The organism is Streptomyces albiflavescens (assembly GCF_014645835.1).
Lineage (GTDB): Bacteria > Actinomycetota > Actinomycetes > Streptomycetales > Streptomycetaceae > Streptomyces > Streptomyces albiflavescens.
This window is the reverse complement of record NZ_BMMM01000006.1, coordinates 394,770-407,936: the sequence shown is the minus strand read 5'-3', so window position 1 is coordinate 407,936 and position 13,167 is coordinate 394,770. Positions and strand designations below refer to the sequence as shown.

The window sequence follows — 13,167 nt, the reverse complement described above, 5'->3', positions numbered from 1 at the left end:
ACTCGGTACACACTTCTCGGGCAGGGTGATGCTCATGACCGAGACCCAGCGCAAAATCGGCTTCCTCGTCTGCCTCGTCACGATCGTCCTGGCCATCCTGGACCTGCAGATCGTGTCCGCCGCCACCGTCCCGATCGTCCGGGACCTCGATCCCGACCACGGCATCGACAAGATCCCGTGGCTGGTCAGCGCGTTCGCGCTGGCGTCGGCCGCGATGCTGCCGCTGTACGGAAAGCTGTGCGACGTCCTCGGCCCGAAGCGCGTCTTCACCGGCGCGATCGCCACCTTCCTGCTCGGCTCCACGCTGTGCGGCGCCGCCCAGTCGATGGACCAGCTCATCGCGGCCCGCGCCCTGCAGGGCCTGGGCGGCGGCGGACTGATGAGCGTGACGATGGTGGTGATCGCCCATCTCAAGGGCCCGGAGGAGAAGGGCGCCGGCAAGGGCACCAACATCGGCGGGGTGATGGCCGGCGGCGCCATGGCGGTCGGTCCCTGGATCGGCGGTCTGCTCGCCGACCACGCGAGCTGGCGCTGGATCTTCTACATCAACCTGCCGGTCGGCCTCGCGGTCCTCGCCGCCTCCGCCTTCGCCCTGAAGCTCCCCGAGCGGCATGTGCGTCGCCCGCTCGACTACGCCGGGGCCGCGCTCGCCGCCGCCTTCTCCAGCGCGCTGCTCCTGGTCACCGACTGGGGCGGCAAGAAGTACGCCTGGTCGTCACCGGTCGTCCTCGGGCTGGCCGTCGCGTCCGGCGTCGCACTCGCCCTGTTCCTGTGGCGGCAACTGCGGGCGGCCGAACCGGTCCTCCCCATGTCCCTGTTCCGGATCCCCGAACTGCGCCTCGGCTTCGCCATCCAGGCGATCATGGGTGCCGCGATGATGGGCGCCATCTACTACGTGCTCATCTATCTGCAGGTCGTCCGAGGCATCACCAGCTCCTCCGCGGGCCTCTACCTGATCCCGATGGCGGTCGGCCTCTCGGCGACCGGGCTGCTCTCCGGCCCGCTCACCACGCGCGGCTGGACGACACGGACCTTCACGATCAGCGGTACGGCCACCACCGCCCTCGCGTTCGTGCTCCTCGCCACGACAACCGGCCCCGACACCTCGCTCTGGCTGATCCGCGCCGAACTCCTGCTGGCCGGTGCCGGGTTCGGGCAGCTGCTCGGCCAGCTGATCCTGCTCGTCCAGGACGCGGCCCCGCGCCACCGGCTCGGCGTCGCCACCACGTCCATCCGCTACTTCCAGTCCCTCGGCAACGCCCTGGGCACCGCCCTCTTCGGCACGGTCCTGGCCCGTCTGTACGCCGCCGACGGCCCCGGCGGCGACGTCGGCACCCTCGCGCACCTGACCGGATCCGCCCGCGCCGAGGGTGTGCACGCCTTCGTCTCCGCGACCTCCGTGGTGTTCTGGAGCGGTGCCGCGCTGATGACGCTCGCCGCTGTGCTGGCGGTGCGGCTGCCCAGGCCGGGTCGGCCCGAGGACACCGAGCAGCCCGAGCGGCAGACCGAGCCGCTCCCGGCGTGACGGTCAGGTCCTGGCGTGACGGACACACGGCGAAGGCCCCGCCCGTTCCCCGGGCGGGGCCTTCGCCGTCGTACGACTGCCGAGTGCTACGCGAGCAGCGCCGGGATCGTGCCCTCGTGCGCCGTCCGGAGCTCGTCCAGCGGGAGCGCGAACTCGCCCTGGACGTCGACCGTGTCACCGTCCACGACACCGATGCGGGTGACGGGCAGACCCCGCGCGCCGCACATGTCGTTGAAGCGGAGCTCCTCCGAACGCGGGACGGCGACGACCGCGCGGCCCGCCGACTCCGAGAAGAGGAAGGTGAAGGCGTCGAGACCGTCGGGGACGATCAACCGCGCACCCTTGCCGCCGAGCAGCGCCGACTCGACAACGGCCTGGATCAGACCGCCGTCGGACAGGTCGTGCGCGGAGTCGATCATGCCGTCACGGGAGGCCGAGATGAGGATCTCGGCGAGCAGCCGCTCGCGCTCCAGGTCGACCTGCGGCGGCAGACCGCCCAGGTGGTCGTGGACGACCTGCGACCAGGCCGAACCGCCGAACTCCTCATGGGTGTCGCCGAGGAGGTAGAGCAGCTGCCCGTCCTCCTGGAAGGCGACGGGCGTGCGACGGGCGACGTCGTCGATGACGCCCAGCACGGCCACGACCGGGGTCGGGTGGATGGCGGCCTCGCCCGTCTGGTTGTAGAGCGAGACATTGCCGCCGGTCACCGGGGTGCCCAGCTGCTGACAGGCGTCGGCGAGACCGCGGATGGCCTCGGCGAACTGCCACATGACGGCCGGGTCCTCGGGCGAGCCGAAGTTCAGGCAGTCGGAGACGGCGAGCGGCTTGGCACCGGTCGTCGCCACGTTGCGGTACGCCTCGGCGAGCGCGAGCTGCGCACCCGCGTACGGGTCGAGCTTGGCGTAGCGGCCATTGCCGTCGGTGGCGATGGCGACGCCGAGTCCGGTCTCCTCGTCGATGCGGATCATGCCCGAGTCCTCGGGCTGCGCCAGCACCGTGTTGCCCTGCACGAAGTGGTCGTACTGGGAGGTGATCCACTTCTTGGAGGCCTGGTTGGGAGAGGCCACCAGCTTCAGGACCTGGTCCTTCAGCTGGTCCGAGGTCTCGGGCCGCGGAAGCTTGTTGGCGTCGTCGGCCTGGAGCTCGTCCTGCCAGGACGGGCGGGCGTACGGACGCTCGTAGACCGGGCCCTCGTGGGCGACGGTCCGCGGGTCGACGTCGACGATCTTGCCGCCGTGCCAGTAGATCTCCAGGCGGTCGCCGTCCGTCACCTCACCGATGACGGTGGCGATCACGTCCCACTTCTCGCAGATCTCCAGGAACCGGTCGACCTTCTCCGGCTCGACGACCGCGCACATGCGCTCCTGCGACTCGCTCATGAGGATTTCCTCGGGCGAGAGCGTGGAGTCGCGCAGCGGTACGTCGTCGAGGGTGACGCGCATGCCGCCGGAACCGTTGGAGGCGAGCTCGGAGGTGGCGCAGGAGAGACCGGCCGCGCCGAGGTCCTGGATCCCGACGACCAGCTTCTCCTTGAAGGCCTCCAGGGTGCACTCGATGAGGAGCTTCTCCTGGAAGGGGTCGCCGACCTGGACCGCGGGACGCTTCGACGGCTTGGCGTCGTCGAAGGTCTCGGAGGCCAGGATGGAGGCGCCGCCGATGCCGTCGCCGCCCGTGCGGGCCCCGTACAGAATGACCTTGTTGCCGGTGCCGGACGCCTTCGCGAGGTGGATGTCCTCGTGCCGCATCACGCCGATGGCACCGGCGTTGACCAGCGGGTTGCCCTGGTAGCAGGAGTCGAAGACGACCTCGCCGCCGATGTTGGGCAGGCCCAGGCAGTTGCCGTAGCCGCCGATGCCGGCGACGACGCCGGGCAGCACGCGCTTGGTGTCGGGGTGGTCGGCCGCACCGAAGCGCAGCGGGTCCACGACCGCGACCGGGCGGGCGCCCATCGCGATGATGTCGCGCACGATGCCGCCCACGCCGGTGGCCGCGCCCTGGTAGGGCTCGACGTATGACGGGTGGTTGTGCGACTCGACCTTGAAGGTGACGGCGTAGCCCTGGCCGACGTCGACGACGCCGGCGTTCTCACCGATGCCGACGAGGAGGGCGTCGGACTGCGGGGCCTTCTCGCCGAACTGGCGGAGGTGGACCTTCGAGGACTTGTACGAGCAGTGCTCGGACCACATGACGGAGTACATGGCGAGTTCGGCGCCGGTCGGACGGCGGCCGAGGATCTCGACGACCCGCTCGTACTCGTCCTTCTTCATGCCCAGTTCGGCCCAGGGCAGCTCGACGTCGGGGGTCGCGGCCGCGTTCTCGACCGTGTCCAGAGGCGTGCGGCTCATGCGTTGACCAGCTTCTTGAGGATCGAGGTGAAGAAGGGGAGGCCGTCGGTGCGGCCGGTCCCGACGAGGGGCTCGACGGCGTGCTCCGGGTGCGGCATCAGACCGACGACGTTGCCCGCCTCGTTCGTGATGCCGGCGATGTCGCGCAGCGAGCCGTTGGGGTTGAAGTCCACGTACCGGAAGGCGACCCGGCCCTCCGCCTCCAGCATGTCGAGGGTGTGCTCGTCGGCGACGTACCGCCCGTCCATGTTCTTCAGCGGGATGTGGATCTCCTGGCCGGCCTCGTAGTCGGTCGTCCAGGCGGTGTCCGCGTTCTCCACCCGCAGCTTCTGGTCGCGGCAGATGAAGTGGAGGTGGTTGTTGCCGAGCATCGCGCCGGGGAGGAGGTGCGCCTCGGTGAGGATCTGGAAGCCGTTGCAGATACCGAGGACCGGCATTCCGGACTTCGCCTGCTCGATGACGGTCTCCATCACGGGCGAGAAGCGCGAGATGGCACCGGCACGGAGATAGTCGCCGTACGAGAAACCGCCGGGGAGCACCACGGCGTCGACCTGCTTGAGGTCCTTGTCCTTGTGCCAGAGAGCGACGGGTTCGGCACCGGCGAGCTTGATCGCGCGCTGAGTGTCGCGGTCGTCGAGGCTGCCGGGAAAGGTGACGACTCCAATACGAGCGGTCACTTTCCTGCCTCCGCGACTTCCTCGACCTTGACGGTGAAGTCCTCGATCACGGTGTTGGCGAGGAAGGATTCCGCGAGTTCATGGATGCGGGCGAGCGCGGCGTCGTCGACCGGTCCGTCCACTTCCAGTTCGAATCGCTTTCCCTGACGTACGTCGGAGACACCTTCGAAACCGAGGCGCGGCAGTGCACGCTGCACCGCCTGGCCCTGGGGGTCGAGGATCTCCGGCTTGAGCATGACGTCGACTACGACGCGTGCCACTGGCACTCCCGGTGTGTGGTGCTGAGCAGGTCCCTTCAGACTACCTGCACAAAATTTCTACTCGCGTAGATTCGTAGAATCCTACGTGAGCCCGATCACGATCCCGCATCGACGCGGGGGCCTGCACGGAAAATCCTGGGAAAAACCGCAGAAGAGCGGCAGGACCCCATTGCCTTCGGACACGCGGAAGGATTTAGTCGGGCTTCACAATGCATTGCCGGGCACTGTACAAAGGAATTGGCAATAGCCGATACTTTGCCCAATAACAGCCGGACAGTCGACATCTCCCGGACAACTCCGTGACGTCTGCGCACGTCATGACTTGATCGCAGAGGTGTCGCACGAAGGGACCGATATTCGTGGCGCAGCGTGTCGTGGTCACTCTCTTTGACGACATCGACGGCTCAGAAGCGGCGGAGACGATCGCCTTCGGACTGGACGGCAAGTCGTACGAGATCGACCTCAATCCAGCCAATGCCAAGAAACTGCGTAAGGTGCTCGCGCCCTACGTCGAGGCCGGCCGTAAGCAGTCGAAGTCCGGGAAGGCGTACACGCACACCGCGCTGACCCCCGACCCGGCCGCCGTCCGTGCCTGGGCCCGCTCCAACAAGATGGACGTGCCGCCGCGCGGCCGCATCCCCAAGAAGGTGTACGAGGCGTTCGCCGAGTCGCACTGAGCCCCCGGGTCCTCCGGGGACGCCCGCGAGGACCCGTCATCGGGCCCTGGGAACAACCGACTTGCGCTGACCCCCCGCTGATCAGCTAGAGTCTGGAGCACGCCGAGGGGCAAGGCCGAAAAAGCCGGAGCTCACGGAGTCGTGCGGGTGTAGTTCAGTAGCAGAACATCCCCCTTCCAGGGGGAAGGCGCAGTGTGCAATTCCTGTCACCCGCTCTGCATCGCTTACCGACCACTGTTGTGGATCAGGTAGGCTGGTGCTCGCGCCGATCGGTGAGAGCCGGTCGGAGGCAATGCGGACGTAGCTCAGTTGGTAGAGCGCAACCTTGCCAAGGTTGAGGTCGCGAGTTCGAGCCTCGTCGTCCGCTCCAGCACGAAGGCCCCAGTCAGTGACTGGGGCTTTTTGCTGTGCTCTTCTGCGTACCTCCTCTGCCTTCTGCGTACCTCCTCTGCCGATCTCGGTACGTCTTCCGTCCCTGTGCGGGCGTCTTCCGCCGATCTCCACGGGTCACTCGTCCCTCTGCATGCGTCTTCCGCCGATCTCCGCGCGCCACTCGTCGGTCTCCGCGCGTGTCTCGTCGGTCTCCGCACGTGTCTCGTCGATCTCCGCACGTGTCTCGTCGATCTCCGCGCGTCTCTCGTCGATCTCCGTACGCATCCCGCCCATCTGACATTTGTCATGCGGAGTGATGACACCGCGCACTGCTGCGGGGGCCTGTCCGCGGGGACGCTGATTTCATGAACACGAACGAGCACGATGACGTGATTGAGGTCACTGATCTGCGGCGTGTGTACGGGGGAGATTTCGAGGCGGTCCGCGGAGTCACCTTCTCCGTGGGCCGCGGTGAGCTCTTCGCCCTGCTGGGCACGAACGGCGCCGGTAAGACCTCCACGGTCGAACTCCTCGAGGGCCACGCGCCCCCGGCCGGCGGACGGGTGCGGGTCCTCGGGCGCGATCCCTACGCGGAGCGGGCGGCCGTGCGGCCCCGGATCGGCGTGATGCTTCAGGAAGGCGGCTTCCCCTCCGAGCTGACGGTCGCGGAGACCATACGGATGTGGGCGGGCTGCACGAGCGGGGCGCGCCCCACGGCAGAGGCCCTGGACCTGGTGGGCCTCGCGCGACGGTCCGAGGTACGGGTGAAGCAGTTGTCCGGTGGCGAGAAGCGGCGCCTGGACCTGGCACTCGCGCTGCTCGGCCGCCCCGAAGTCCTCTTCCTCGACGAACCGACGACCGGGCTCGACGCCGAAGGACGCCGGAGCACCTGGGAGTTGGTGCGCGAGCTGCGCGACGGCGGTACGACGGTGCTGCTGACCACCCACTACCTCGAAGAGGCGGAGGAGTTGGCGGACCGGCTCGCGATCCTCCACGAAGGGCACATCGCGGCCTCCGGCACCCCCGCCGAGGTGACCGCCTCCCAGCCGTCCCGGATCTCCTTCGAACTGCCCGACGGCTACTTCCTCGGAGACCTGCCGCCGCTCGCCGAACTCGGCGTGATGGACCACGAGACGACGGGCCGCGTCATCAAACTGCGCACCGGTGAGCTGCAGCGGACGGCCACCGCACTGCTGCTGTGGGCCGAGCGGGCGCGGGTCGAGCTGCGGGGGCTCGATGTGCGGTCGGCCTCGCTGGAGGAGGCGTTCCTGCGAATAGCCCGGGGGGCGGCGGCGCACGGCGTGGGGGCACGGGAAAGGGAGACGGCGGCATGAGCGGAACGACCGTCACAACAGGCCTGGGTACGGGCACGAGTGGGAGTACGACCACAACCGCGGGGCGCATGGCCGCCCTGGCACGCGCCGAACTGACCCTGCTGGGGCGCACGAAGGCGACGCTCGCCGCCGCCGTGTTCGTACCGCTGACCTTGCCGTTCAGCCTCCGCTCGACGGTCGACCAGATGGACCTGAAGGGCACCGGGCTCTCGGTCGGCTCGGTCGTCCTGCCGTCCGCCGTCGGCCTCTCGCTCCTCTTCGCGGTCTACAGCACGCTGGTGAGCGTCTACGCGGCGCGCCGTGAGGAGCTCGTCCTCAAGCGGCTGCGCACCGGGGAGCTGCGGGACGCCGAGATCCTGGCCGGCGCGGCCCTGCCGTCGGTCGTGATCGGCCTGGTTCAGTGCCTGGTCCTGACGGTCGCCTGCGCCGCACTCCTGGACGTCGGGGCGCCCCAAGCTCCCCACTTCGCCGTCCTGGGGCTGCTGTTGGGCCTGGCGATGTGGCCCCCGCTCGCCGCGGTCACCGCGAACTTCAGCAAGAGCGTGGAGGGCGCCCAGGTCGCCGCCATGCCCCTGATGCTGCTCTCCCTGCTCGGCTCCGGGACGTTCTTCCCCCTCGAGGTGATGCCCGACGGGCTGGCCTCGGCCTGCGAACTGCTGCCCCTCACCCCGGTGATCACCCTGATACGCGGCGGCTGGACCGGCGACCTCGGCGCGCATGACGCTTTCGGTGCCCTCGCGACGGCGGTGGCCTGGATCGTGGTCGCGGTGTTTGCTGTACGGCGGTGGTTCCGCTGGGAGCCGCGGCGGTGACCAGGGATGCGGGGGTGGGCATGAGCAGGCCGGGGGGCTGGTGGCGGGGCAAGAGCACACCGGCGAAGGTCGAGACGTACACGCGGTGGTCGTTCCACTTCTTCGCAGTGATCGAGGTCGCGTCGATCGGACTGCCTGTTTTCGGGAACGTCGGGAACGTGTCGCCGGCCCTGTCCTGGATGCTGTTCCTGCTGGTGTGCGGGCACGCCGTGCTGTGCGCGGTGACCGCCTCGCGGGCGCTGGACTGGGCGCGCGGCACCCGGGAGCAGCCCGGGCGCATGCTGATCGCACTGGCCGTGGGCACGGCTGTGGTCGCCGTCGTGGCGCTCGCCCTCTCGGGCACCGATTGGCGCCCGGCGAGCGATGCCGAGGTCCGCGTGGCCGCCTCGCTGTTCGTCGGCGTCATAGCGTTCGGCACGGGCACACTCGCGCTCGGAACGCGCAATGTTCGAAGGATGACGCACGCGGTGGTCGGTGCGGCCGCGGGTGCCGGAGCGGTGTCGTTTCCGCTGGGCTTCCCGGGTCCCTCCGCGCTGATCACAGCCGGTGTCGTCATGCTGGCCGCCGGGTTCGTCACCTTCACCGCAGCCTTCTCCGTCTGGCTGCTCAACGCCGTCTACGAACTCGACGAGGCCCGCGAGACCCGTGCCCGCCTCGCCGTCGCCGAGGAACGGCTGCGCTTCGGGCGCGATCTGCACGACGTGATGGGCCGCAATCTGGCGGTGATCGCCCTCAAGAGCGAACTCGCCGTGCAGCTGGCCCGGCGCGGGCGGCCGGAGGCCGTGGAGCAGATGATCGAGGTTCAGCGGATAGCGCGGGAGTCGCAGCGGGAGGTGCGCGAGGTCGTACGCGGCTATCGCGAGGCCGACCTCGGCAGCGAACTCGCGGGCGCCCAGAGCGTGTTGACGGCTGCCGGTATCGACTGCGAGGTCACCGGCTCGGCGACCGGGCTGCCCGCCCAGGTCCAGTCGGCGCTCGGCTGGGTCGTCCGGGAGGCGACGACGAACGTGCTGAGGCACGGGGACGCGGGGAGGTGTGCGGTGTCCTTGCGAGTGACGGAGGGCCGGGTGACCCTCACGGTCGAGAACGACGGGGCGCCCGGTTCGGGGTCCGACGTCGAGCCGGGGAGGGGGTCGGGGCTCGCGGGGCTGCGGGAGCGGCTCACGGAGGTTGACGGCATGCTGCGGACCGGGCCCGCCGGGGAGGGTGTGTTCCGCTTGACGGCCGAGGTGCCTCTGCCGATGCCGATGCGGCTGGTGTCGGGGGCGGGGTCGGATTCGGGCTCGGGTTCGGGTTCCCATTCGGATTCGGGTACGGGGTCGGGCTCGGGTGAAGGCTCGGGTGAGGGTGAGGATCCGGTTTCGGGAGCGGGGCTGCTTCCGCCGCCCGGCGCGTATTCAGTGAGCGAGGTCACCCCATGACGTCCGTACCGTCCGACTCTCCCCTCACGTCCGTACCGGACGCCCCTTCCGCCCCACCCGTCCGTCTGCTGCTCGCCGATGACGAGCATCTGATTCGGGGGGCGCTCGCCGCGCTGCTCGCCCTGGAGGACGACTTGGTCGTAGTGGCCGAGGCGGCGACCGGGCCCGAGGCGCTGGCGATGGCGCGGGCGCACGAGCCCGATGTCGCCGTCCTGGATCTGCAGATGCCGGGGGCGGACGGTGTGAGGGTAGCCACATCGCTGCGGGCCGAACTGCCGGACTGTCAGGTGCTGATCGTGACCAGTCATGGGCGGCCGGGGCACCTGAAGCGGGCGCTTGCGGCAGGTGTGCGCGGGTTCGTCCCGAAGACGGTGAGCGCGCAGCGGCTCGCGGAGATCATTCGTACGGTGCATGCGGGAAACCGTTATGTGGACCCGGAGTTGGCCGCCGACGCGATCTCCGCCGGTGACTCGCCGCTGACGGCGCGCGAGGCCGAGGTGCTCGAATTCGCCGCGGACGGGGCGCCCGTCGCGGAGATCGCCGAGCGGGCGGCGCTGTCCCAGGGGACCGTACGGAACTATCTCTCGTCGGCCGCGTCCAAGCTCGGGGCGGAGAACCGTCACGCGGCGGTGCGTCTCGCGCGTGAGCGAGGTTGGGTATAGTTGCTCTCGCGCCACGGCGCAGTGCGGACGTAGCTCAGTTGGTAGAGCGCAACCTTGCCAAGGTTGAGGTCGCGAGTTCGAGCCTCGTCGTCCGCTCCGGAGAAGAAGCCCCCGACCTCAGGTCGGGGGCTTCTTCGTGTTCGGGCCCCTTCGTGTGTGCGGGGCCCTTTCGCGCGCTCGGGGCTTCTTTCCGCCCGTGGGGATTCAGCCTGCGCTCGGGCATCCTGCGGGCGCTCGGGGATTCAGCCTGCGCTCGGGGATCCTGCGGGCGCTTCGGGCCCGGCTGGTCGCCGGGCCCGGGCGGGGTTACGACCAGCTCGTGCCCGTCAGGCGCTCGTACGCCTCGATGTACTTGGCGCGGGTCGCCTCCACGACGTGCGGGGGCAGCGCGGGCGGAGGCTGCTCGCTCTTGCGGTCCCAGCCGGACTCGGGGGAGGTCAGCCAGTCGCGGACGTACTGCTTGTCGAAGGACGGCTGGGGGCGGCCCGGCTCCCACTCGTCGGCGGGCCAGAAGCGGGAGGAGTCCGGGGTCAGCACCTCGTCGGCGAGCACGAGCGTCTCGCCCTCGTAGCCGAACTCGAACTTGGTGTCCGCGAGGATGATCCCCCGGTCGCGCGCGATGTCGCGGGCGCGGCTGTAGACGGCGAGGGTCGTCTGGCGCAGCTGGGCCGCGGTCTCGGCGCCGACCTGGCGGGCGACCTCCTCGTACGACACGTTCTCGTCGTGCTCACCGACGGCAGCCTTGGTGGCGGGGGTGAAGATCGGCGCGGGGATTTCCGAGCCGTCGACGAGGCCTTCGGGGAGGGCGAGGCCGCAGACCGTACGGGACTCGTTGTACTCGACCAGACCGGAACCGGTGAGGTAGCCGCGCGCGACGCACTCGACCGGGACCATCCGCAGGGACTTGCAGATGAGGGTGCGGCCGGCCCAGTCGTCGGGGGCGCCCGGCGGGAGCTCGGCGCTCAGGACGTGGTTGGGGACCAGGTCGGCGAGCTTGTCGAACCACCACAGCGAGAGCTGGGTGAGTGTGCGGCCCTTGTCGGGGATCTCGGTGGGGAGTACCCAGTCGAAGGCTGAGATGCGGTCACTGGCGACCATCACGAGGTCGCCCGCCTCGTTCTGGTACAGGTCGCGCACCTTGCCGGTGTGCAGATGCACCAGACCCGGAACCTCCAGAGGCTCGGGCTTTTCGACGAATCCGGACACGGTTCCTCCCCGTGGTTCTGTCCAATTGGCTCGATTCTCCCGTATGCGGGGAGCGGCTTTGGCCAGGGGGTGTGTGGGGGCGTTCCGGACGCCCTTCGTGCGGTGCTCGGTCAGTCACGTTTGCAGATGCGGTCGAGGAGGTTGGCTGTGGCCCGCTGGATACGGGTGTCGACGTGGCCGGGGCGGTCGAGGGCCGGGGACCACGCGAACGTTCCGGATGCGAAGACCAGGGCGCCGGACGGCGCTCGGTAGAGGGATGTCTCCTGGTGGCGGATGATGCCCTCGCTGTCCCGGTACGGGGAGTGGGCGAGCAAGATACGGCCCTGGTGCTCGGGGAGCGGGGTGCGCGGGAAGTAGCGGTCGGCCTCTCCCGCGACCATGCCCTCCAGCTCGTCGCCCTCGTGCGCGCCGGTCGACTCCCACAGCCAGTGGTCGGCGTTGCGGACCACTAGGGGGTGGGGTTCGGGGACGCGTCCCGCGTACTGGATGCCGATGAGTTGCTGCTCGGGGCGGTCGATTTCACGCCACAGAGCGGGTTTCCCAGGGCCCTTGCGTTTGCGACAGGTCAGCAGGCGGTCGGCGACGCCGGATGGCGACGGGCCCAACTCCACCTGCCAGTACATGGTGTTGGCGGAAAGGAAGACGAGCGATGTGCCGTTCTCGCGGGCGAGCTCCGTGGTGCGGCGCATCTGCGTCGACCAGTACTCGTCGTGGCCCGGGAAGACGAGGCCGCGGTAGCGGGTGGGGTCGACGCGGCCGGCATGCAGGTCGCGGGCGTCGGCGTAGGCGAGGTCGTAGCCGTAGCGCTCGGCCCAGCGGATGAAGTCGTAGGCGTGGCCCACATGGAGCGGGAGGCCCGCGCCCGCGTACGGCCGGTCGAAGGAGACCGTCGTCGCGGCGTCCGCCTCGCCGAGCAGGCGGCCGCCCTCGTCCCACGCGTGGTACAGGCTGGCGCCGGTGTGACCGTCCTCCGGATACAGGTTGTACGCCTGCCAGGTGACGTCCGGGAGCAGGAGGAGCAGGTCGGCGGGGTGGTTGTCGCGGATCGTGAACGGGACGTGGGAGCGGTAGCCGTCGACGGTGGTGAGGACGGCGACGTACGCGCCGATGCTCCAGTGGGTGGGGATCTGGAGACGCCAGGAGAGCCACCAGTGGTGACAGGAGACGGTTCGGTCTGCGGTGAGGGGCGGCGGCTGGACGATGCCGGAGAGCCGGGGGCTGGTGGTGATCTTGCTGGCGCCATCGCCTCCGTAGTGGCCGATCCGGTAGATGTCGACGCTGAATTCCTGGGGCGGGTCGACGGTGATGCGGAAGTCGATGGCCTCGCCGGGGGCGGCCGCGCCGGTGGAGGTGAAACCTTTGATCTGGCGGTGGACGTCGTCGGCGGAGCGGGGGCCTCCGGCCCGGGGGTGGGGGATGGGGCGCTTGGCCAACCTGGCCCTCGTGTCGCGGCCGTCGCGGTCGTCGCGGTCGTCTCGTACGAGGGTGGTGCCCCCCTGGATGGGGTCGAGGTGGTCGATGTACCAGGGGACGACGTGGCCGGTGTCGTCGAAGTAGTGCTCGTCGCCGCGGAGCCAGGGGACGGGGCCCTGGCCGAAGGGGTCCGTCACGGCGTGCGCGAGTGCGCCCGACTCCCAGCGGCGAATCTGCTCCGACCCCATGCCTGCTCCCCTCCCTCGTGCCCCCGTCGTCCTTGTAAGCCCTTGCCGTGTGCGCGATCGGTCCCAGCACATCACATTACGCACGCACTCCGTCACCGTTCGTCGCGAATTGACGTGACTGGAACGGGTGGTTCCGTCTTTCTGGCGGTGGGTGGGGCGGGTTTGCGCTGGTGGGTGGGGCGGCGTCTGCCGGTGGGTGGGGCGGGTTTGCGCTG

12 protein-coding genes and 3 tRNA genes are annotated in these 13,167 nt (G+C 69.6%); 9 read left to right on the top strand and 6 right to left on the bottom strand.

The features are described 5' to 3' along the window. The first annotated feature begins 34 nt into the window (after nt 1–34). Nucleotides 35–1,525, top strand: a complete 1,491-nt coding sequence (locus IEY95_RS19450) for an MFS transporter (protein ID WP_189187290.1) — start codon at nt 35–37, stop codon at nt 1,523–1,525. A gap of 86 nt (nt 1,526–1,611) precedes the next feature. Here IEY95_RS19450 and purL read toward each other — a convergent pair whose 3' ends face one another. The 3 genes from purL to purS are packed head-to-tail and all read right to left on the bottom strand — an operon-like array spanning nt 1,612 to nt 4,807. Next, complete coding sequence (gene purL / locus IEY95_RS19445) at nt 1,612–3,870, bottom strand: phosphoribosylformylglycinamidine synthase subunit PurL (protein ID WP_189187289.1); 2,259 nt, start codon at nt 3,868–3,870, stop codon at nt 1,612–1,614. Beyond that, nucleotides 3,867–4,547, bottom strand: a complete 681-nt coding sequence (gene purQ, locus IEY95_RS19440) for a phosphoribosylformylglycinamidine synthase subunit PurQ (protein WP_189187288.1) — start codon at nt 4,545–4,547, stop codon at nt 3,867–3,869. Before purQ ends, purL begins: the two co-directional genes overlap by 4 nt. Further along, complete coding sequence (purS, locus tag IEY95_RS19435; RefSeq protein ID WP_005482678.1) at nt 4,544–4,807, bottom strand: phosphoribosylformylglycinamidine synthase subunit PurS; 264 nt, start codon at nt 4,805–4,807, stop codon at nt 4,544–4,546. Before purS ends, purQ begins: the two co-directional genes overlap by 4 nt. 359 nt (nt 4,808–5,166) lie before the next feature. Here purS and IEY95_RS19430 point away from each other — a divergent pair, with 359 nt between their 5' ends. From IEY95_RS19430 to IEY95_RS19420, 3 genes are all read left to right on the top strand, one after another. Next, complete coding sequence (locus IEY95_RS19430; protein ID WP_189187287.1) at nt 5,167–5,484, top strand: histone-like nucleoid-structuring protein Lsr2; 318 nt, start codon at nt 5,167–5,169, stop codon at nt 5,482–5,484. Nucleotides 5,485–5,627: 143 nt separating this feature from the next. Then, a tRNA-Gly gene (locus IEY95_RS19425) sits at nt 5,628–5,699 on the top strand. A gap of 79 nt (nt 5,700–5,778) precedes the next feature. Next, nucleotides 5,779–5,854: transfer RNA gene (locus IEY95_RS19420), tRNA-Gly, on the top strand. A gap of 137 nt (nt 5,855–5,991) precedes the next feature. Here IEY95_RS19420 and IEY95_RS19415 read toward each other — a convergent pair. After that, nucleotides 5,992–6,141 carry a hypothetical protein gene (locus IEY95_RS19415; protein ID WP_189187286.1) on the bottom strand — a complete coding sequence of 50 codons (150 nt, stop codon included), beginning with the start codon at nt 6,139–6,141 and terminating at the stop codon, nt 5,992–5,994. A gap of 80 nt (nt 6,142–6,221) precedes the next feature. Here IEY95_RS19415 and IEY95_RS19410 point away from each other — a divergent pair, with 80 nt between their 5' ends. From IEY95_RS19410 to IEY95_RS19390, 5 genes are all read left to right on the top strand, one after another. Beyond that, nucleotides 6,222–7,190 carry an ABC transporter ATP-binding protein gene (locus tag IEY95_RS19410; RefSeq protein WP_189187285.1) on the top strand — a complete coding sequence of 323 codons (969 nt, stop codon included), beginning with the start codon at nt 6,222–6,224 and terminating at the stop codon, nt 7,188–7,190. After that, nucleotides 7,187–8,002 carry an ABC transporter permease gene (locus IEY95_RS19405; protein WP_189187284.1) on the top strand — a complete coding sequence of 272 codons (816 nt, stop codon included), beginning with the start codon at nt 7,187–7,189 and terminating at the stop codon, nt 8,000–8,002. Before IEY95_RS19410 ends, IEY95_RS19405 begins: the two co-directional genes overlap by 4 nt. 20 nt (nt 8,003–8,022) lie before the next feature. Beyond that, nucleotides 8,023–9,423 (top strand): sensor histidine kinase, encoded by a 1,401-nt coding sequence (locus IEY95_RS19400; RefSeq protein ID WP_189187283.1) that lies wholly within the window; start codon nt 8,023–8,025, stop codon nt 9,421–9,423. Next, entirely contained in the window at nt 9,420–10,085 is a 666-nt protein-coding gene (locus tag IEY95_RS19395; RefSeq protein ID WP_189187282.1) for a response regulator transcription factor, read from the top strand. Before IEY95_RS19400 ends, IEY95_RS19395 begins: the two co-directional genes overlap by 4 nt. Before the next feature lie 23 nt (nt 10,086–10,108). Further along, nucleotides 10,109–10,181, top strand: a tRNA-Gly gene (locus IEY95_RS19390). 210 nt (nt 10,182–10,391) lie between these two features. Here the strand turns inward: IEY95_RS19390 and IEY95_RS19385 are convergent. Beyond that, nucleotides 10,392–11,291, bottom strand: a complete 900-nt coding sequence (locus IEY95_RS19385) for a phosphoribosylaminoimidazolesuccinocarboxamide synthase (RefSeq protein WP_189187281.1) — start codon at nt 11,289–11,291, stop codon at nt 10,392–10,394. A 110-nt stretch (nt 11,292–11,401) separates the two neighbouring features. Next, nucleotides 11,402–12,952 (bottom strand): N,N-dimethylformamidase beta subunit family domain-containing protein, encoded by a 1,551-nt coding sequence (locus IEY95_RS19380; RefSeq protein WP_189187280.1) that lies wholly within the window; start codon nt 12,950–12,952, stop codon nt 11,402–11,404. Nucleotides 12,953–13,167 lie beyond the last annotated feature (215 nt).